At 70.9% G+C, this 19,326-nt stretch carries 22 protein-coding genes; 12 read left to right on the top strand and 10 right to left on the bottom strand.

Annotation, left to right across the window (positions count from 1 at the left end):
- Position 1: 1 nt before the first annotated feature.
- A complete protein-coding gene (locus tag HNR40_RS37970; protein ID WP_184970188.1) occupies positions 2-604 on the top strand; it encodes a GNAT family N-acetyltransferase in 603 nt (200 codons plus the stop codon).
- Here HNR40_RS37970 and HNR40_RS37965 read toward each other — a convergent pair.
- Entirely contained in the window at positions 601-951 is a 351-nt protein-coding gene (locus HNR40_RS37965) for a DoxX family protein (protein ID WP_184970186.1), read from the bottom strand. The genes HNR40_RS37970 and HNR40_RS37965 overlap by 4 nt on opposite strands.
- Positions 952-1,038: 87 nt before the next feature.
- On the opposite strand from HNR40_RS37965, the gene HNR40_RS37960 reads away from it, so the two are divergent.
- Positions 1,039-1,935, top strand: coding sequence for a LysR family transcriptional regulator (locus HNR40_RS37960; RefSeq protein ID WP_184970184.1), 897 nt, complete (start codon positions 1,039-1,041; stop codon positions 1,933-1,935).
- 9 nt (positions 1,936-1,944) lie between these two features.
- Here HNR40_RS37960 and HNR40_RS37955 read toward each other — a convergent pair whose 3' ends face one another.
- A complete protein-coding gene (locus HNR40_RS37955) occupies positions 1,945-2,430 on the bottom strand; it encodes a MarR family transcriptional regulator (RefSeq protein WP_184970182.1) in 486 nt (161 codons plus the stop codon).
- A gap of 37 nt (positions 2,431-2,467) precedes the next feature.
- On the opposite strand from HNR40_RS37955, the gene HNR40_RS37950 reads away from it, so the two are divergent.
- Positions 2,468-3,424 carry an NAD(P)H-binding protein gene (locus tag HNR40_RS37950; protein WP_184970180.1) on the top strand — a complete coding sequence of 319 codons (957 nt, stop codon included), beginning with the start codon at positions 2,468-2,470 and terminating at the stop codon, positions 3,422-3,424.
- Between the two features lie 9 nt (positions 3,425-3,433).
- Here the strand turns inward: HNR40_RS37950 and HNR40_RS37945 are convergent, their stop codons facing one another.
- Positions 3,434-5,488: an AfsR/SARP family transcriptional regulator gene (locus tag HNR40_RS37945; RefSeq protein WP_184970178.1), complete on the bottom strand. Its 2,055-nt coding sequence runs from the start codon at positions 5,486-5,488 to the stop codon at positions 3,434-3,436.
- Between the two features lie 59 nt (positions 5,489-5,547).
- On the opposite strand from HNR40_RS37945, the gene HNR40_RS37940 reads away from it, so the two are divergent.
- The gene (locus tag HNR40_RS37940) at positions 5,548-7,026 is read left to right on the top strand and encodes an MFS transporter (protein WP_184970176.1); all 1,479 of its coding nucleotides are present in this window, start codon (positions 5,548-5,550) and stop codon (positions 7,024-7,026) included.
- On the opposite strand, the gene HNR40_RS37935 is transcribed toward HNR40_RS37940, so the two are convergent.
- Positions 7,006-7,992, bottom strand: coding sequence for a sigma-70 family RNA polymerase sigma factor (locus HNR40_RS37935; RefSeq protein WP_184970174.1), 987 nt, complete (start codon positions 7,990-7,992; stop codon positions 7,006-7,008). The two genes, HNR40_RS37940 and HNR40_RS37935, sit on opposite strands and share 21 nt — an antisense overlap.
- Before the next feature lie 59 nt (positions 7,993-8,051).
- Here HNR40_RS37935 and HNR40_RS37930 point away from each other — a divergent pair, with 59 nt between their 5' ends.
- Positions 8,052-8,675, top strand: coding sequence for a maleylpyruvate isomerase family mycothiol-dependent enzyme (locus tag HNR40_RS37930; RefSeq protein WP_184970172.1), 624 nt, complete (start codon positions 8,052-8,054; stop codon positions 8,673-8,675).
- Between the two features lie 69 nt (positions 8,676-8,744).
- Entirely contained in the window at positions 8,745-9,281 is a 537-nt protein-coding gene (locus tag HNR40_RS37925) for a dihydrofolate reductase family protein (RefSeq protein ID WP_184970170.1), read from the top strand.
- On the opposite strand, the gene HNR40_RS37920 is transcribed toward HNR40_RS37925, so the two are convergent.
- From HNR40_RS37920 to HNR40_RS57525, 3 genes are all read right to left on the bottom strand, one after another.
- Positions 9,282-9,689, bottom strand: coding sequence for a PPOX class F420-dependent oxidoreductase (locus HNR40_RS37920; RefSeq protein ID WP_184970168.1), 408 nt, complete (start codon positions 9,687-9,689; stop codon positions 9,282-9,284).
- Between the two features lie 80 nt (positions 9,690-9,769).
- Positions 9,770-10,003, bottom strand: a complete 234-nt coding sequence (locus tag HNR40_RS37915; protein ID WP_184970166.1) for a DUF3073 domain-containing protein — start codon at positions 10,001-10,003, stop codon at positions 9,770-9,772.
- A 150-nt stretch (positions 10,004-10,153) separates the two neighbouring features.
- Positions 10,154-11,233: a Leu/Phe/Val dehydrogenase gene (locus HNR40_RS57525; protein WP_184970164.1), complete on the bottom strand. Its 1,080-nt coding sequence runs from the start codon at positions 11,231-11,233 to the stop codon at positions 10,154-10,156.
- Positions 11,234-11,341: 108 nt separating this feature from the next.
- Here HNR40_RS57525 and HNR40_RS37905 point away from each other — a divergent pair, with 108 nt between their 5' ends.
- Positions 11,342-12,208: a DUF8083 family protein gene (locus HNR40_RS37905; protein ID WP_184970326.1), complete on the top strand. Its 867-nt coding sequence runs from the start codon at positions 11,342-11,344 to the stop codon at positions 12,206-12,208.
- A 335-nt stretch (positions 12,209-12,543) separates the two neighbouring features.
- The gene (gene bldC / locus HNR40_RS37900) at positions 12,544-12,747 is read left to right on the top strand and encodes a developmental transcriptional regulator BldC (protein WP_013133571.1); all 204 of its coding nucleotides are present in this window, start codon (positions 12,544-12,546) and stop codon (positions 12,745-12,747) included.
- 198 nt (positions 12,748-12,945) lie between these two features.
- Here the strand turns inward: bldC and HNR40_RS37895 are convergent, their stop codons facing one another.
- Positions 12,946-13,617 carry a TetR/AcrR family transcriptional regulator gene (locus HNR40_RS37895; protein ID WP_312896665.1) on the bottom strand — a complete coding sequence of 224 codons (672 nt, stop codon included), beginning with the start codon at positions 13,615-13,617 and terminating at the stop codon, positions 12,946-12,948.
- A gap of 145 nt (positions 13,618-13,762) precedes the next feature.
- Here HNR40_RS37895 and HNR40_RS37890 point away from each other — a divergent pair, with 145 nt between their 5' ends.
- From HNR40_RS37890 to HNR40_RS37875, 4 genes are all read left to right on the top strand, one after another.
- On the top strand, positions 13,763-14,800 hold the full coding sequence (locus HNR40_RS37890) for a LacI family DNA-binding transcriptional regulator (RefSeq protein ID WP_184970162.1): 1,038 nt from the start codon (positions 13,763-13,765) through the stop codon (positions 14,798-14,800).
- Between the two features lie 94 nt (positions 14,801-14,894).
- The gene (locus tag HNR40_RS37885; RefSeq protein WP_184970160.1) at positions 14,895-15,143 is read left to right on the top strand and encodes a hypothetical protein; all 249 of its coding nucleotides are present in this window, start codon (positions 14,895-14,897) and stop codon (positions 15,141-15,143) included.
- A 28-nt stretch (positions 15,144-15,171) separates the two neighbouring features.
- Complete coding sequence (locus HNR40_RS37880; protein ID WP_184970158.1) at positions 15,172-15,987, top strand: N-acetylmuramoyl-L-alanine amidase; 816 nt, start codon at positions 15,172-15,174, stop codon at positions 15,985-15,987.
- On the top strand, positions 15,984-17,582 hold the full coding sequence (locus tag HNR40_RS37875) for a beta-N-acetylhexosaminidase (RefSeq protein ID WP_184970156.1): 1,599 nt from the start codon (positions 15,984-15,986) through the stop codon (positions 17,580-17,582). Before HNR40_RS37880 ends, HNR40_RS37875 begins: the two co-directional genes overlap by 4 nt.
- A gap of 1 nt (position 17,583) precedes the next feature.
- Here HNR40_RS37875 and HNR40_RS37870 read toward each other — a convergent pair whose 3' ends face one another.
- Together HNR40_RS37870 and HNR40_RS37865 are read right to left on the bottom strand one after the other, a co-directional pair.
- Positions 17,584-17,778, bottom strand: coding sequence for a heavy-metal-associated domain-containing protein (locus HNR40_RS37870; RefSeq protein WP_184970154.1), 195 nt, complete (start codon positions 17,776-17,778; stop codon positions 17,584-17,586).
- A gap of 53 nt (positions 17,779-17,831) precedes the next feature.
- Positions 17,832-19,274: an MFS transporter gene (locus HNR40_RS37865; RefSeq protein ID WP_184970152.1), complete on the bottom strand. Its 1,443-nt coding sequence runs from the start codon at positions 19,272-19,274 to the stop codon at positions 17,832-17,834.
- Positions 19,275-19,326 lie beyond the last annotated feature (52 nt).

The following is a 19,326-nucleotide window of genomic DNA, read 5'->3' as shown; positions in this document are numbered from 1 at the left end:
CATGACTGAGGGGCTGGTGCAGATCGCGGCAGAGGTGGAGACGTTCCTGGCGAGCCTGCCGCCGGGGGCCGGGCGGGTGACGTTGCGGCCGCTGACCAGGCACGACGAGGACGAGTTCACCAGCCTGACCAAGGCCAGCGCGGAGCTGCACCATCCGTGGATGTCGCTGCCGGCCACCGCCGGGGAGTTCCAGGCGTACCTGGCCCACTTCGACCCCGCGAACACCCGCCGCCTGCTGGTGTGCCTGCGCGACAGCGGTGACATCGCCGGCATGGTCAACATCAACAGCATCATCCGCGGCCGTTTCCAGAACGGCTCGCTCGGCTACGCGGCCTTCGCCCCCAGCGCCGGGCACGGCTACATGAGCGAGGGCCTGGCCCTCGTCCTGCGCTACTCCTTCGAGCAGTTGCGGCTCCACCGCCTGGAAGCCCAGATCCAGCCGGACAACCACGCCTCGATCAAGCTCGTCAAGCGCCTCGGGTTCCGCCATGAGGGGTACTCCCCCGAGATGCTGTTCATCGACGGCGGCTGGCGCGACCACGAACGCTGGGCCATCCTCAACCCCGACCCGTGGCCCGCCCACCCCTCGCTGCCCAACCCCTAGACGGCGGCGGGCGCCAGCGCCAGACAGGCCGCGGCCAGCACGAGGAAGATCCCGGGAAAGGGCAGGTCCGCGTGGACGCGGGCGCGCGCGACGGTGAACACGGCGCCGGCGAAGTAGAGCACCAGCCCCGCCGCCGCCGCGACGCCGATCGCGGGTACGGCCAGCCCGGCCAGCAGCCCGACCGCCCCCGCCGCCTTGGCCACGCCCAGCGAGGTGATCCACGAACGCGGCACGCCGTACTTGTCCATGTTGGCGAGGACCCACTTGGCGCGGGCGAAGTCGACGGCGGCCGCCGCGAAGTTGAATGCGGCGGCCACGACGACCACCACGACATAAGCGGTGAACACCGGCTGTTCCCCCTTCGCTGGATGTGTGTTCCACCCTTGCCGAGCCGCGCCGAAGGCGTCCAATAGCTGTATCGATAACCTGATGGAATGGATGTGGACACGCGGCTCGTCCGCTCCTTCCTGGCCGTCGCCGAGGAGGGCAGCCTGACCAGGGCCGCCGAGCGGCTCTACGTGTCCCAGCCCGCGCTGACCAAGCAGATCAGGAGCCTGGAGACGCAGCTCGGCGTGCGGCTGTTCACCCGCTCGCGGGCCGGGATGGCGCTCACCGAGGCCGGGCAGGCGCTGCGCGAGCGGGCGCCCGGCCTGCTGGCCGCCTGCGACCAGGTGCTGCGCGAGACGAAGAGCGCCGCGAGGGTGGCCGCCCGCGTGCTGAGGGTCGGGTTCCTGGCCAGCGCGGCCAACGAGGCCACCCAGGACATCGTCGCCGCCTTCGGCCGGCTGCGTCCCGGCTGGCGGGTGGAGATGCTGCAGGCGGCCTGGTCCGACCCGAGCGCCGGGCTGGCGGACGGTGAGGTGGACGCGGCCCTGCTCCGCCTGCCGTTCCCCGGACAGGAGACGCTGCGGCACGAGGTGCTGCTGGAGGAGCCGCGCTGGGTGGCGCTGCCGTCCTCCCACCCGCTCGCCGCGCGCGCCGAGATCGCCTTCGCGGACCTGTGGGACGAGCCCTTCGTCGCCGCACCCCAGGAGACCGGCGAGTGGCGCGACTACTGGCTGGCGGCCGACGAGCGCGACGGCCGCCCGCCGCGCGTCGGCGCCACCACCGACCAGCCGGACGCCTGGCTCCAGGCCATCGCCAACGGGTACGGCGTCGCCCTCGCCCCCGCCTCCTCGGCCCGCTACTACGCCCGCCCCGGCGTCACCTACCGCCCGGTGACCGGCGTCAGCCCGACCCGGGTCGGCATCGCCTGGCCACCCGCCGCCGACACCGACCCCGTCGTCCAGGACTTCGTCCGCTGCTGCCGGGACACCTGCGCTTCCATGTAGTTCCCGGCGTCAGTCTTCGGCGAGTCGCTCGGTGGCGGTGCGACCGGCGCCGGTCGTGCGCTGGAGGAATCCGGCGATGAGCGCCAGCTCGTCGTCCGTGTAGTCCTCGCAGAGCGCGTCCATCTGGGCGTTCATGCCGGAGAAGAGCCGGTAGACCTCCTGGTTGCGTTCGCGGCGGGCGCGCACGGTGATGGCGCGGCGGTCGGGGCCGTCGGGGTCGCGTTCGCGCACGATCCAGCCGCCGCGCTGGAGCCGGTCGAGGATGCCGGTCAGCGTGGCGGGGTGCAGGCCGGCCTTGCGCGCCAGCGCGGTGGGGGTGAGCGGGCCGTGCCGGTTGAGCAGGTCGAGGCAGCTCCAGTCGACGTCCTTGAGGTTGACCTGGGTGCCGATCTGGCGGTTGAGCAGGGCCAGCTGGATGTTCAGGTCGCGCAGGGACTCCTTGACCGCCCTGACGACCCGCCTCCGCTCACGCCGATCACTCTCTACGGAACTCATATCGTATGACTCTCAAACTATATGCTACGGTTTCCATATGATACGACTTTCGAACGCCACCGTCCTGGTCACCGGAGCCACCGGCACCGTCGGCCGCCCGCTGATCGACCTCCTGCTCGCCCAGGGAGCCAAGGTGCGCGCGATGACCCGCGACGCCCGCGCCGCCGCCCTGCCCGACGGCGTGGACGTCGTGGAGGTTGACCCGGCCCGTGCCCTGAACAACGACCAGGCGCGCGTCCAGGACGGCGATCTGGGCCGGGCCCAGGACGGCGATCTGGGCCGGGTCCTGGACGGCGTCTCCGGGCTGTTCCTCAACCCGCGCGCCCTCGGCCACAACCCCGACCCGCACGCCGTCACGGCCGCCGCCAACCGCCTGCTGGGCCTGGCCCGCGAGCACGGGGTCGAGCGGGTGGTCACCATGTCCGCCCTGAACGTCGACCACGACCTCGACGAGCAGCCCTCCCGGCTGCGCGGCGAGTACAACAAGGAGGCCGAGGCGGCCGTCACGGCCTCCGGCATGGAGTGGACGGCCCTGCGCTCCGGCTACTACGCCGTCAACACGATCGGCTCGTGGGCCGCCCAGATCCGCGCCGGTGACACGGTGCGCAGCGCGTACGCGGGCGCGGCGTGGGCGCCCCTGCACGAGCGCGACCTGGCCGCAGTGGCCGCGCACGCCCTGCTCACCGGTGACCTGGCCGGCGAACGCCCGGTCCTGACCGGCCCGCGGGCCCTCACCCAGCAGGAGATGATCGAGACCATCGGCGCGGCGATCGGCCGCCCGCTGCGCTTCGAGGAGGTCCCGCCGGAGGCCGCGCTGCAGGGGCTCCTGCGCGCCGGGGTGCCCGAGGCGCTGGCCGCCGGCTTCCTGACTCTGCAGGCCCGCTCCTACCTCCAGCACGACCTGGTCACCGGCGAGGTCGAGCGGATCCTCGGCCGCCCCGGACTCACCTTCGCCGAATGGGCCACCGACCACACCTCCGCCTTCCGCCCCTGAGCAGCCGCCCTACAGGAGGAGGGTTGCTGGGGCTGGTTCGTCGAGGGGGGTGGCGGGCCGTCCGGTCTGGGTCCAGTACCAGCCGAGCGACCCCGTGAGCCGCGTGGCAAGGCGGGTGTCGCCCAGGAGCTCGGCCGCCTCGCGGGCGGCGCGCAGGTTGGCGCTTTCCACGTCCAACCGGCTCACCCAGCGGTGCCGGGCGGGCCCCGACCTGTACGCCTCGGCGCACTCGGCAAGCTGGGTGTAGTACGTGGCATACCACCGCAGCACGAGGTCGTGCTCGCCCGACTCGCGCAGCCGTTCCATGCCATAGGCGGACACGGACTCCAGCAGCCGGTACCGCCCATCGGACCGCACCACCAGCGATCGATCCACCAGCCGGGCCAGCAGGTCGGCGACGCCGGCCGGGTCGAGGTGGTCGGGCCCGAGCCCGGCCGCCTGCGCCTCGGCGGCCAGTTCGACGTCACCGGGCGGGCCTCCGGGCAGCGGCATGGGCACCGCGCACACCCGTTCCGCCGCCTCCAGCGTGCACCCGCCGGCCTGTACGGCCAGCCGCCGCAACACCACGCGCTCCGGCTCGCTGAGCAGGTCCCAGCTCCAGTCGATGGCCGCCTTGAGCGTGCGCTGATGAGCGGGCCCGGCCCGGCGCCCGGCCGACAGCAGCCGGAACCGGTCGTCCAGCCGATCAGCCAGCGCACGGATGCCCATCGACCGCACCCGCGCCGCGGCCAGCTCCAAGGCCAGCGGGATGCCGTCCAGGCGGCGGCAGATCACCTCGACGGCCTCGGCGTCCTGGGGCGGCAGCGGCGTACCGGGGAGGGCGCGGGCGGTGAACAGGCGTGCGGCGGCGGCGGGGTCCAGCGGCGCGACCTCCCGCACGACCTCGCCGGCGACGCCCAGCGGCTCCCTGCTGGTGGCCAGGACGCGCAGGTCGGGTCCGGCGCGCAGGAGCAGGTCGGCGAGCTTGGCCACCGGCTCGACGACGTGCTCGCAGTTGTCGAGGATCAGCAGCGCCCGCCGCGGGCCCAAGGCGATCCCGCCGTCGGCGGGTACCCCGAGCGCCGCCGCGACCGTGTCGGGCACCTCGGACTCCGTGACGGCGGACAGCTCCACCAGGTGGACGCCGTCGGGGAAGCGGCCGGACAGGTGGCGGGCGGCTTCCAGGGCCAGGCGGCTCTTGCCCACCCCGCCGCTGCCCGTCAGCGTGACCAGGCGGGCGGAGTCGGGCAGGCCGAGCAGGTCGGCCAGTGCCTTCTCCCTGCCGACGAGCTCGGTCAACGGCTCGGGCAGGCGGGCGGGCGCGGGCGGCGGGGCGGGTTCGGGGCGGCCGAGGGCGGGGCGCTGTTCGAGGATCGCCTGGTGCAGGGCGGCGAGTTCGGGGGCGGTGTCGAGGCCCAGTTCGTCGCGCTTGCGGTCGCGCAGGGCGCGGTAGACCTCCAGGGCGTCGGCCTGCCGTCCCGACCGGTAGAGGGCGCGCATGAGCAGCGCGTGGAAACGTTCCCGCAGCGGGTGCTGGGCGGTGAGCTCGGTCAGCTCGCCGACCAGCGCGGCGTCCTGGCCGAGCGCGAGCCGTACGTCGGCATAGTCCTCGACGGCGGCCAGGCGCTGCTCCTCCAGCCGGACGGCGGTCCTGTGCACGAGCGGCGAGTCGGCGAAGTCGGCGAACGCGGGCCCGCGCCACCACGCCAGCGCCTCGGCGAGCACGGCGGCCCGTTCACCGGGCCCGGCCGTGGACGGGAGGCGGTCCAGGGTCGCCTGGAAGCGGCGGGCGTCGGTGTCGGCGTCGATCAGGTAGCCGGGCGCGCGGGTGACGACGAGCAGCCGGGCTCCCGGCTCGGCCTCGTCCAGCGCCCGGCGCAGCTGCGACACCTTGGCGCGCAGCGCGGCCAGCGGGTTGCCCGGCGTTTCTGGACCCCAGAGGCTCTCGATCAGCCGCACCGAGGGAACGACCCGCCCGTTGTGGGCGAGCAGCCCGGCCAGAAGGGCCCGCACCTTGCGCTCGGGCACCCCCACGGGACGATCATCGGCGATCGCCTCAAGCGGCCCCAGAACGGCGAAGCGCATGAAGCTCACCCTAAACACCTCCGAACATTTCCCGAACGTCCGCCCTTGAGGCTGATCACATGACTACTACTGTTCCCCGTACCGGGGCCGGGGCGTGGCTGGGACTGTCCGTGCTCGCCCTGGCCACGTTGTTGCTCGCTGTGGACAACACCGTTCTGCTGCTCGCTCTGCCCCATCTGGCCGCCGATCTGAATCCCAGCGCCACCGAGCTGCTGTGGATCACCGACGTGTACGGCTTCATGATCGCCGGATTCATCATCACCATGGGCTCGCTCGGCGACCGGATCGGGCGGCGCAGGCTGCTGCTGATCGGCTCGGTCATGTTCGCCGTCGCCTCGGCGCTGGCCGCCTACTCCACCTCGACGACCATGCTGATCGTCGCGCGGGTGCTGCTGGGCGTGGCCGGGGCGGCGATCGGGCCGTCGGCGCTGGCGCTGGTGGCCGGGTTGTTCCCGGGGGCCAGGCAGCGGGCCATCGCCATCGGCGTGTTCACCGCGTGCTTCATGGGCGGGGCGGCGGCCGGGCCGGTGATCGGCGGGCTGCTGCTTGAGCACTTCTGGTGGGGGTCGGTGTTCCTGATGGGCGTGCCGATCATGGTCCTGGTCGTGCTCGGCGGGCTCGCCTATCTGCCGGAGACCGGGGGCGGCGGCTCGGCGCGGCTCGACCTGACCAGCGTGGCCCTGTCGATGGCCGCGCTCCTGCCGCTCGTCTACGGGCTGAAGGAATTGGCCGACGATCCCGGCCAGGTGGTGGCGTACGTGGCCGTCCTGATCGGGCTGGTGTGCGGCGCCCTGTTCGTACGGCGGCAGCGCGCGCTGGCCGAGCCGCTGCTGGACATGGGCCTGTTCGCCAACCGGTCCTTCAGGGCGGCGCTGCTGATCCTGGCGCTGGCGATGGTGACCCAGGGCGGCGTGTACCTGTTCGTGAGCCAGCACCTCCAGCTCGTCGAGGGCCTGTCGCCGCTGAACGCCGGGCTGTGGATGGCGCTGCCCGCGCTCGGCCTGGTCGGCGGCTCGCTGGCGGCGCCGGTGATCGCCGGGAGGTTCCGGCCCGGTGTCGTGGTCGGGGTGGGGCTGGTGGTGTCGGCGGCCGGGTTCGTGGTGATGGTGGCCGGCGACGGGCTCGTCGTGCTTTTGACCGGCGTCACGATCGCCTTCCTCGGCATGGCCCCCGTGGGCGCGCTGGGCCTCGGCCTCATCGTGGGCTCGGCGCCGGAGGAGCGGGCCGGGTCCGCCTCTGCCATCGGGGAGTGCGGCGGCGAACTGGGCATCGCGCTCGGCATCGCGCTGCTCGGCAGCGTCGGCACCGCCGTCTACGGCAGCCTCGCCACCTCACCGCATGCGGGCGACTCGCTCGGCGAGGCCCTCGACGCCGCCTCCGGCCTCGCGCCGGCGCAGGCCGCCGCGCTGATCGCGGAGGCGCAGGGCGCGTTCACCCAGGGACTGGTCGTCATCTCGGCCATCAGCGGGGTGATCGTGCTCGTCCTGGCCGTCTCGTCGCTGACCCTGCTCAGGCGTCTACGCCCGATCGGGCACTGAGGCGGGCAGTCCGAAGGCCGGGAAGTGCTCGGCGCCGAGGAACGAGGTGATCTCGGCGATCCGGTCACCGCGCAGCCCGAGCAGCGTGATCGACCAGGCCTGATGCACCTCATCGGCCGACCCGCCCAGGTAGAAGGCCGCGGCGGGCCGGCCGTTGGCGCTGGTGAGCAGGTGCCGGAAGCTGGGGCATCGGGTCAGCGGAACCTGAACCGCGAAGTCGGTGACCGCGGGCAGCCCGCCGTACCACTGAGCCAGGGGCGGCATCGACCAGGTGACGTCGTCGGTGAGCAGCGCGACCAGGGCGTCGGCGTCACCGCGCTCGAGCGCGGTCGCGAACCCCGTGACGAGCTTCCGGACCCGCACGTCCTCAAGAGTCCGCAAGGCCTGACCAGGACCCGGAACCCGGTCGGCGACCACCCTGCGCGCGCGGGCCAGCGCGGAGTTCACCGAGGTCGTGGAGGCGTCCATCATGGCGGCGATCTCCGCGGCCGAGAACCCCAGCACGTCGAACAACAGCAGGGCGGCCCGCTGGTTCCCCGGAAGGTGCTGCAGCGCCGCCACGAACGCGAGCTCGACCGCCTCACGCTGCTCATACCCCAACCCCACGTCCGGGTACGGCCCCAGCCACCGCTGCTCGGTCACCGGCACGGCGTCGAGCACCACCTGACCGCTGGACGGCCCGAGGTCGACGGGCAGGGCCCGCCGGTCACGGTCCTTCACCAGGTCCAGGCACGTACGAGTGGCCACCGTGTAGAGCCAGGACCGCAGCGCCGAGCGCCCCCCGAACCCGGCCAGCCCGCGCCAGGCCCGCAGCAGCGCCTCCTGCAGGGCGTCGTCGGCGTCGTGGACGGAGCCCAGCATGCGGTAGCAGTGGGCGTGCAACTCGCGCTGGAGCGGCCGGACGAGACGGGTGAACGCCGCGTCGTCCCCCTCCTGGGCCCGCGCCAGGTCGTCGTTTTCCGTCACGGCGACGATTCTGCATCATGCGCGCAGTCCTACCTGTCAACGACAGGAGGTGCTCTGACATGACAGATTCCGGGCTTTGGGCGCTGATCTCCGCCGAGCGGGCGGCTCTGGCCGACGACCTCGCGGCGCTGACGGGCGAGTGGTGGGCGACGCCGTCCCTGTGCGAGGGCCTGAGCGTGCGCGAGGTGCTGGCCCATCTGACCTCGGCCGCCCGGCTCACCCCGCTGCGGTGGATGGCGGGCGTGGTGCGCTGCCGGTTCGACTTCGACCGGCAGGTGGTGATGCGGCTGCGCGAGCAACTGGGCGCGTCGCCGGAGGAGACGCTGGAGCGCTTCCGCGCGGCGGTGACGAGCAGGACCAAGCCGCCGCTGCCGCTCGTCGCCATGCTGGGCGAGACGGTCGTCCACGGCGAGGACATCCGCCGCCCGCTGGGCATCCGCCGCGACCATCCGATCGGCACGCTCACCCGCCTGGCCGAGTATTACGTGGGCTCCGACCAGGTCGTCCTGGCCAAGGGGCGGGTGCGGGGGCTGCGGCTGGCGGCCGACGACGGGCCGTTCGCGAGCGGCTCGGGGCCGTCGGTGACCGGCCCGACGCTGGCGCTGATCATGGCGATGACCGGGCGCGCGGACTACCTGGACGAGCTGTCCGGCGACGGCGCGGCGATCCTGCGCACGCGCTGAACGGCGAAGCGTTCCCTGTCACATCTCCCGATCGACGTGGAAGCAGGAACCACCGAGAAGGAGAAACCGATGAGGAAGATCGTCGCCGGCCTGTTCGTCTCGCTCGACGGAGTCGTGGAGGCACCGGACAAGTGGCACTTCCCCTACGTCAACGACGAGATGACCGGGGCCGTCATGGCCCAGCAGCAGGGCGCCGACACCCTGCTGCTCGGCCGGGTCACCTACGAGGTGTTCGCCGCGTCGTGGCCGCACCGCAGCGACCCGATGGCCGACCACCTCAACAACGTCAGCAAGCTCGTCGTCTCGACCACGCTGCGCAGCGCGGACTGGAACAACTCCACGCTGATCAGCGGCGACGCGATCGAGGAGCTGCGCCGGATCAAGGAGGGGCCCGGCGGGAACATCGGCATGACCGGCAGCGTCACGCTGACCCGGGCCCTGCTCGGCGCGGGCCTCCTCGACGACCTGCACCTCTACGTCCACCCGATCGTGCTGGGCTCGGGAACCCGCCTGTTCGACGAGCGGGCCGGCCAGCTGCCGCTCAAGCTGGCCGGCTCCGCCACCTTCACCACCGGCGTCGTGCACCTGCACTACCAGCCGGAGTGATCAGCCCGTGTGGCCGATCACGCGCTGCGGGGTCAGCCTGATCACCACGCGGACCGTCTCCTCGGGCAGTTCCAGATACGCCCGCCCGGCGCCCTCGCCCTCGTACTTCTCCGCCAGCTCCACCGCCAGCCGCCGGCCCTCGTCCTCGCTGACCGTCGTCAGGCCGCGGACCTCGACGTAAAGGTCGGGGTCCGCGAGGTCGAACACGCTCAGGCTGGCCCGCGGGTCGCGCTCAAGGTTGCGGACCTTGCGCCGGCCCGCCTGGGAGGAGATCACGACGTCGTCACCGTCCGTGCCCACCCACACGACGGAGGTCTGCGGACTGCCGTCGGGATTGAGGGTGGCCAGAACGCCGATGTTGGGAGCGTCGAGGATCTTTCTGGCGGTGTCAGTCAGCTGCGTCTTCATGGGTGGATCACATCACACAGGCACCCGGCGCGGGGATCCCGCACCGGGTGCCTGCGACAAGACGTCAACCGGGAGAACGGCTACCGACGGCCGGACGAACGGTCATCGTCGTCGTCCTCAGCGCCGTAGTCATCGGCGTAATCGGCATAGCGATCCGCCAGCTCATCGTTGAGGTCGTCGGCGTCGTCGTCGGTGTGGTTGGAGTCTGAGACCCCGAGTTCATCGCGAAGACGTTCAAGATCTGTGCCACCGCTGTTGTACTTCAGCTGGCGAGCAACCTTGACCTGCTTGGCCTTTGCTCGGCCGCGCCCCATTGGCTCGACCCCCTCGTGTGGGGTCGTCCCCGACCCCTCGTCGCTAACGCACCACTCGCTGACGCCGCTGTCTTCGGACGTCAGCCTCTCGTTCGCCTATTACCGTACCTGTTTTGTGCCCAGCTCGGTACGTCGTATGGGCGCGGGGCGTCAGGCGCCCAGCCAAATGCCCCTGATTCGCCCGACTTCCGACATTCTGCGCTCTGCCAGCCTATCGGCTGCCGCAGCCGGAGGTACGCCCTCCTCGGCGGCGATTCCGAAGATCTTCAAAGTCGTGTCGTAGATCCTGGCGGCCCTGGACCGCGCGCGATCCATGTTGAAGCCCTCGATCTCGTCGGCGACCTGGATGACCCCGCCGGAGTTCACCACGTAGTCGGGAGCGTAGAGGATGCCCCGGTCGGCGAGCTGCTTCTCCACGCCGGGGTGGGCGAGCTGGTTGTTGGCCGCGCCGCAGACGATCTTGGCGCGGAGCGTCTCCACCACCGCGTCGGTCAGCGCGCCGCCCAGGGCGCACGGGGCGAAGACGTCGATGTCGGAGACGGCCATGGCGGCGGCGTCGGCCACCACTTCGACGTCCGGGTGGCGCTGGCGCACCCGGTCGATCGCCTCCTGGCTGACGTCGCAGACGACGACCTCGGCGCCGTCCTCGCGCAGCAGGTCGACGAGCCGGTGGCCGACCTTGCCCACACCCTCGACGCCGACCCGCCTGCCGTGCAGGGACGGCGTGCCGTAGACCCGCTCGGCCGAGGCGCGCATGCCCTGGAAGACGCCGAACGAGGTGAGGATCGAGGAGTCACCCGCGCCGCCGTGCTCAATGGTGCGGCCGGTGACGAAACGCGACTCCCTGGCCACGATGTCCATGTCGGGGCTGTAGGTGCCCACGTCGCAGGCGGTGATGTAGCGGCCGCCGAGCGACTGGATGAAGCGGCCGTAGGCCCGCAGCAGGGGCTCGGACTTCTGCGTCGCGGGGTCGCCGATGATGACGGCCTTGCCGCCGCCGTGGTCGAGGCCGGCGAGGGCGTTCTTGTACGCCATGCCCTTGGCCAGGTTGAGCACGTCGGCCAGCGCGGCCGCCTCGCTCTCGTAGGGATAGAAACGTGTGCCCCCGAGTGCGGGCCCGAGCTGGGTGTTGTGGATCGCGATGATGGCGCGTAGGCCGCTCTGCTCGTCGGCGCAGAAGACGACCTGTTCGTGAACGTCCTTGTGGGACGTGCCGAAGACGTCGGTCACGGTAGTGACTCCCTGTCCGGTTCCGCCGCATCTTCGCGGCGGAGATCACCTCTCAGGGTAGTGGCAGCAACGGTGCAAGCAGGCTGTCTTCATGACACGATGCCTTCCGTGCTGCCCTACGCCGCGTACCTCCGCGTCTATGAGCCGCTGACCGCCTTCAGCGAGTCTGAGCGGAAGGTCTGGGCCGAATACGCCGAGTCGCGTGACCGCCCCCGCCGGGCGAACGCGCTCCAGGCCGAGCACGGCGAGTCCGTCCGGCGCCTGCTCGGCATGCCGCCGAATCCCGCACCGGCCCAGGAGAGCCCCAACGCCTATTTGCGCCGCGTTGAGGATCGGCTCTATGTCTGCCCCTGGCAGACGCGGCTGCGCTCGTGGCTGGCGTTCTCACGGCTGCGCGGGACGATTCCCGTGAAGATGATGGACCGATTGGTCCCCAAGACGATCGCCGAGCAGACGGCCGACGACTTCGACCGGTTCAAGCGCACGGGCGGCTCCTCGGTGCTGCGCACCCACATCAGGACCACGACCTGGCACGTGCCACCGGCGTGGTTCATCCCCTTCGACGGCAACGAGCGGTGGCTGGTGCTGGGCTCGACGCCGCCCAAGGGCCAGGACCTCACCACGACCACCGGCCGCAACCTCATCTACGTGACCTCCATGGCGCAGGCCAGGCGGCGCTCGGCCAAGGCGCTCCAGGTGCTGCGCAAGCATCTGGGGGACGTGGCGGCGGGGCTGGACGTGGAGGACGTGGCCCGCTGGCTGGAGGAGTTCCACCCGCACTCGCTGGTGGAGCTCGACTACGGCGGCCTCGTCCATCTGATGGACGACGACGCGCTCCAGGCGGACCAGTCTGTAGCCGAGCTTTCGGCTGCTTTGTCCGGATTGGACACAGGTCAAGAAGAACTTGCGTTCGCGATGTATCAGCGGGTGATCTTGCGCTGGAAGTCAATGCAACTTCTGGAATCTGCCAACTGAACCCCATACAGGGGTCCTGACCAGCAAGAGCATGGCATGAGTGGGTCACGTGTCACGCCTGCTGGCTTCTGCGAACTGAGTAGTTTGCCGTTTTCACTGCGATACCACGAAACGTGTCGCTAGAATCACCGAGCGTGACATCGCCATGTGGGCGGGCAGTTGGGTCAAAGAAGGGCTCGCCAATCGCTCTGCGTGGCGGTATGGTCACTTCGGGTGATGCCGCATATGGCTCAGAAAAGCCGCACGCTCTGGGCCATAGGGGGACATCCGTGACACGCGCAAAGGCAGTCGCAGGGATCGCAGATGCCGGTCCACACGGAGGAGAGGCCGCACAAATGTCAGCTCGTACACCCGAGGCCGAGCCACTGCTCACGCCCGCCGAGGTCGCGACCATGTTCAGGGTCGACCCCAAGACCGTTACCCGGTGGGCCAAGGCGGGCAAGTTGACGTCGATTCGCACCCTCGGCGGTCACCGGCGATACCGGGAGACCGAGGTCCGCGCGCTGCTGGCGGGGATTCCGCAGCAGCGCTCGGAGTAACTCCGAGGTCGTCACGGACCTATAGGGGGGTTTCACGGTGGGCCAGGGTCTCCGGCCCGGTCCACCCGCGTGACGACGTCATGTCGCCCCGCGCGTCGGGGGACGCATACGGGAGTTGGCGCCGCCCGCCCGGCGCCATCCTTCCCACTCCCGGGCAGCCCGCTCTCCTGGCGCGAGAGCGATGGCGCGGCTGCCCGATCAGGCGGGGAACTGCTTGTGGGCCAGGCTCTCGAAGAGGGTCCGCACCTCGCGGTCGTAGTTCGCCGCGACGCCGAGCAACGCGATCATTTGGTCCACGAGCATCTTCTCCAGCACGGGACGCTCGATGTCGCGGTGCTCCAGCCAGTCCAGCCCGGCCGTCTCCACGGAGGCGATCCACGACACGATCGTGGTGCGCAGCACCGGCGAAGGCTGATCGACCCGCATCTGCTTCTGGATGAGGCGGAACAACCGCTGCCGGACCCCGTCGACGATCTCGCCGACCTCGCCGGCCCGGTTGGCCGGCCCCCCGCGCAGCAGCGCGGCGAACCCGGCCGCGTGCTCTTCCACGAAGTCGAAGTAACGCCTGAGACCGGCGGCCAGCTCGTCGAGCGGCCTGCCGCCCTCCAGCGGCCGAAGCCGGGACTCCAACTGTTGTGCGGCGCTTTTCAGCGCGGCGACATACAGCTCCTGTTTGCCGCCGAAATAGTGGTAGACGAGCGCCCGTGAGGCGCCCGCGGCGCTGGCCACGTCGTCGATCGAGACGTCTTCCGCATCGCGCTTGCTGAACAGCTCAAGCGCCGCGGCCATGAGCTCTTCGCGACGCCGGTCGACGCTGAGCCTGCGCCGTGCAGGGCGCGCTGCCTCGGCGGAGGACTTCCCGGGTGTCACACCTGCACAGTATCCGACTCCATGCCCAATAACGGCCGCCCGCCGTCCGGGTCAACATCAGGCTTACCTCATGAAAGCCGTACCCTGCGGCGTACTCGATCGTTCTGTGAGGCAGGTGCCCGTATCCGCATCGCGGGGGAGACACATGTCAGGACCGCCCGTCAACACGACCGTCGCCGAGGTAGACACCCTGCCCCGGCCCAGGCCAACCATCCGCAACGTCGCCGAGCGAGCAGGCGTCTCGAAATCGCTCGTCTCACTCGTGCTGCGTGGGTCCCCCCACGTGAGCGAGCATCGGCGACAGGCGGTGCTAGCCGCCGCACGCGAGCTCGGCTACCGCCCCAATGCCGTGGCGCGCAGCCTCGTCGAAGGCCGTACCCATCTGGTCGGCGCGCTCGTCGCCGACCTGCACAACCCGTTCTACGCCGAGTTCCTGGACGGCCTCCAGGAAAGTCTGCACGGCGACGGGCTACGCATGCTGATCGGCAACAGCCAGTGGGACCCCGCGTTCGAGGACGAAGCGGTGGAAGCCTTCCTGGAGCTCCGGGTCGACGGCCTGGTGCTCTTAGGCATTGCCCCGACCAGCGAAACCCTCATCGAGGCGACCTCTTACACACCCACGGTCGTCGTAGGGGAACGTGACATCGAGCTCGACGGCGTCGACATCGTGGTCGACGACGATCAACTCGGCGCCCGGCTGGCCATCGACCACCTGGTCGAACACGGCCACAAACGCATCGCCCACATCGAGGGCAACCGTTCCTCGCGCTGCGAGGGGTATCTGGTCGCGATGCGGCGGCACGCGCTGGCGCCGTACATCATGGTCGAGCACGCCGAGTGCTCGGAGGAAAGCGGCAGGGCGGCGGCGACGGCGCTGCTGACCCGTGAACCGCGGCCAACCGCGATCTTCGCGGCGAATGACATGGTCGCGCTGGGTGTCATGTCGGCGGCGGCGGATCTGGGGCTGCGCATCCCCGAGGATCTGTCGGTGATCGGCTACGACAACACGCATCTCGCGGCCTCGCGCCACATCTCGCTCACCTCGGTCGACCAGCCCAGACGTACGATGGGCCGTTCGGCCGCCGCCTTGCTCAGCGACCGCATCGGCGACCCCGCGAAGGCCTCCCGGCTGCGCGAGGTCACCCCCGAGCTGATCGTACGGCGGAGCACGGGACCGGCCTAAAGAGCTACTCAAGGGCTGGTCAATCCCGGATGCCATGGCGAGTCTCCCCGCTTTACTCGTCAGCGTCATGGCGTCTTTTCCGGGGGGAACAGTCATGCGTGATCCAGAACTGGTGTCCTGTGCCCAGCGCGCGGCGGCCGAGCTCGAACGCGCCTGGGCACACTGGCGCGCCGGCAGGGGCAGGGGGAGCGACGTCGGCGCCGAATCCGTGGCCAGTTACGTCGCCCACTCCCTCGACCATCCGTGGGGCCGCCCGCGCGTGGTTCTCGGCCTCGACGCGGAGGACGCGAGGGAGCTCGCGGCCCTCCTCCAGCGGCAGGAAGTGGGGGAACACGTCTGGTGAGACCGGATCGTGACGTACCTTGGAGCTCATGCGTGCTCTACCTGCCACCGTTCTCGCCCTGCTCGGCCTGACCGCCACCGCTTGCGGCGGCGTCGCCAACAGTGACGCCGCGGGCGGTCAGGACCTGGCCGTATCCGCTCAGCCACAGCAACCGGCGCAAGCCGCGACCACCGAGGCCAGGAAGCCGCTCGACGGCAAGGTCATCGTCATCGACCCCGGCCACAACGGCGGCAACTTCCGCGATCCCAAGGCCGTCAACCGCAAGGTGAACGTGCTGACCAAGTGGAAGCCCTGCGACACCACCGGCACCGAGACCGCCGACCGCTACACCGAGGCGGCCTTCACCTGGGACGTGTCCAACCGCCTGGTCAAGATCCTCAAGCAGCGCGGCGCGAGCGTGAAGCTGACCAGGGCCGACAACGACAGCGTGGGCCCGTGCATCACCGAGCGCGCGGCGATCGGGAACAAGGCCAAGGCCGACGCCGCGCTCTCGGTGCACGCCGACGGCGCCTCGCCGGGCAACAAGGGCTTCCACGTGATCATGCCCGAGAAGATCAACGGGCCGGTCGACCCGGTAGTGGGCGACTCCAAGAAGCTCGGCCTCGCGGTACGGCAGGCGTTCAAGACCGGCACGGGCCTGCCGTACTCGACCTACATCGGCAAGGACGCCCTCGACTACCGCAACGACCTGGGCGGGCTCAACCTCTCGACGGTGCCGAAGATCTTCGTCGAGTGCGGGAACATGAAGAACGCCGGTGAGGCGGCGAAGTTCCGCGACCCCGAGTTCCGGCAGCGCATCGCGTTGGCGTTGGCCAACGGGTTGCAGCAGTATCTCAAGGCATGATTCCTCGCCCCAATCTGCTCAGCCAGTTGTCCGGCTCCTACGAGCTGACCACGGGCGCCGTGGTGTCCGGCCCCGCCGACCTCGTCGAGGCGGTACGCCTGGCGCTGCCCGTCCTCGACCTGCGGCCGGGCGACTCCGGCGCCGTCGACATCCGGCTCGACCCGGCCCTGGGGCCCGAGTCGTACCGGCTGACGTCGGGCTCGCGGGGCGTCGAGATCGCGGCCGGTGACCGGGCGGGGGCGTTCTACGCCGCGCAGTCGCTGCACCAGTTGCTGCCCGACGCCTCCTACCGGCTGACACCGGGGGCGGAGTGGCGGGTGCCGGGCGTGCGGATCGAGGACGCGCCGCGCTACTCCTGGCGCGGCCTGCACGTGGACGTGGCACGGCATTTCTTCCCCAAGCGGGAGATCCTGCGCGTCGTCGACCTGATGGCCGTGCACAAGCTCAACCGGCTCCACCTCCACCTGGTCGACGACCAGGGCTGGCGGGTGGAGAGCCGGGCCTTCCCGCGCCTGCACGAGGTGGCCTCGCACCGCCCGCGCACCGCGACGCACTACTACCGGGAGCAGGAGTCGTTCGACGACCTCCCGCACGGCGGCTCCTACACGCTGGACGACCTCGCGGAGATCGCCGCGTACGCGCGGGCGCGGGCGGTCACGATCGTGCCGGAGATCGACGTGCCGGGGCACGCGTCGGCGATCCTGGCCGCCTACCCCGAGTTCGGGCCCACGGGCGAGCCGGTCGAGGTGCTGGAGCGGTGGGGCATCTCCCCCGCGATCCTGTCGCCGCTGCCGCCGACGGTCGACTTCCTCACCACGATCTTCGACGAGCTGCTGGGCGCGCTGGGCGAGACGCCGTACGTGCACGTCGGCGGTGACGAGGTCGTGCTCGACCAGTGGGAGGCCTCCCCCGAGATCACCGCCTACGCGCGGGAGCTGGGGCTGGAGTCGGTGGCGGCGCTGCACGCGTGGTTCCTGCGGCGGCTGGCCGACGTGCTGGCCGAACGGGGCGCCAGGGCCGTGGTGTGGGACGAGGCGTTCGTCGCCGGTGACCTGCGGCCGGACACGCTCGTCATGCCGTGGCGGGGCATGCCGGTCGGCCGGCGGGCCGCGGCGGCCGGTCACGACGTGGTGGCCACCCCGGTCTTCCCCATGTACTTCGACTACGCCGAGGCCGCTTCGACCGACGAGCCCATGGCGATCGGCGACGCGGTCACCCTCGCCGACGTGGCCGCCTTCGACCCCGCGCCGGCCACCTGGGCGCTCGCCGAGCGCAAGCACGTGCTCGGACTGCAGGCGCAGCTGTGGAGCGAGCGCATCCCCGACGCCCGCACGCTGGACTACAAGGCGTGGCCGCGGGCGTGCGCGCTGGCCGAGGTGGGCTGGTCGGGCGCCGCCGGCCCCGATTTCGCCGAACGGCTCCGCGCCCACCTGGGGCGGCTGGACGCGCTCGGGGTGGAATACCGGCCACTGGAAGGGCCGAAGCCGTGGCAGCGCCGGCGTCCGCACCGGCCGGGTGTCGTCTCGGTGGCCGAGGTCATGCAGCACGTGGAGCAGATGGCCGAGAGCGCCACCTCCACCCGGCCCAGCATGTGAGTCAGGCGACCTGGTAGCCGGCTTCCTTGATGGCGGCGCGGACGAGGGAGTCGTCGGCCGCGCCGGTGATCGATACGCGGCCGGAGACCAGGTCGACGTCCACGGCGGTGACGCCGGGGACCTCCCCCACCTCTTCCTTCACGGAGGCGACGCAGTGGCCGCAGGTCATGCCGGTGACGGTGTACGTGGTGCTCATGGGGCCAAGCGTATGCCCCCGGCCGGTATGCGGGGGGCACTTGCCGTACAACGTCAGTGTCCTTCTTCGCGGGCGAACCTGGGGAGCAGGAAGGAGAGCGCGAACGTGGCGGCCAGCAGGCCGATCTCGACGGCGATCGTGATCTGGAGCGCGTCGGGGAAGGCCATCTGGCTCTTGAGCAGGTTGAAGAACAGCGTCCCGAGCACTGCGGCGCCGAGCGCGCCACCGAGCTGCTGGACGGCGGTGAGGGTGCCGGAGGCCGAGCCGGACTCGTGGGGTTCGACGCCGGCCAGGACGATGTCGAAGAACGGGGCCATGGTCAGGCCCATGCCGATGCCGACCAGGGCGAGCCCGGGGGCCAGCTCCCAGTAGCCGATCTGCATGCCGTTCAGGTGGATGAACAGGGCGAGGACGGCCGCGCCGAGCGCCATCACGATCGAGCCGACCTGCATGAGGCCGCGGCCGAACCTGGCCTGCAGGCCGGACATCGCGAGGCCGAAGCCGATCACGCCGCCGATGGCCTGCGGGAGGCCGGCGAGGCCGGCCTGGAGCGGTCCCCAGCCGAGACCGACCTGGGTGAAGAGGTTGAAGACCACGCCGAGCCCGACCATGCCGGAGAAGAACGCGAGCCCGGCGATGAGGCCGGTGGTGAAGGCGCGCTTGCGGAAGAGGGCGGGCACCACGAGCGGGTCCTTGCCGTTGCGGACGCGGGCGCTCTCGTAGCGGCCGAAGACGGCGAAGACGACGATCGAGGCGGCCATGGAGGCGAAGGTCCAGGCGGGCCAGTCGTGCTCCCGTCCCTGGATGAGCGGGAAGATCAGCAGGAACGAGGCCGCCGAGACGAGGAGCATGCCGCCGAGGTCGAGCTTGGTGGCGTTGGAGAGGCGGTACTCGGGCAGGAACTTGATCGCGGCGAACGCGGCGGCCAGGCCGAGCGGCAGGTTGATCAGGAAGATCATCCGCCAGCCGGTGCCGAAGAGGTCGGCGTCGATGAGCCAGCCGGCCAGCACGGGGCCGCCGACGGAGGAGATGGTCATGACCGGCCCGAAGGCGGCGAACGCCTTGCCGATCTCCTTGGGCGGGAACATCTCCTTGATCAGGCCGAGGCCCTGGGGGATCATCACGGCGCCGAACAACCCCTGCACGACGCGGAAGGCGATCAGCATCTCTGGGGTGCCGCTGATGCCGCACAGCAGTGAGGCCGCGGTGAAGCCGAAGGCGCCGATCACGAACATGCGCTTGCGGCCGTAGAGGTCGCCGAGGCGGCCTCCGGTGATCAGGCCGACGGCCATGGCCAGCGCGTAGCCGGCGGTCAGCCACTGGACCATCGCGTTCGAGCCGCCCAGCTCACGCTGGATGGTCGGGGCGGCGATCGTGGTGATCAGCGCGTCGAGCAGGTCCATCACCTCGGCGGCGAGGATGACGAAGAGGGCGACCCAGCGCCATCTGTAGGGCTGGGTGCCGGTGAGGGTCCCCGCGGGGGCGGTGACGGTCATGCGAACTCCTTGCGAGAACAACGTTCTTAGGACGAACAGCGTTCATGTACGG

It is taken from the genome of Nonomuraea endophytica (assembly GCF_014203235.1).
GTDB lineage: Bacteria > Actinomycetota > Actinomycetes > Streptosporangiales > Streptosporangiaceae > Nonomuraea > Nonomuraea endophytica.
The sequence above is the reverse complement of the archived record's forward strand: the minus strand, read 5'-3'. Positions and strand labels throughout refer to the sequence as shown.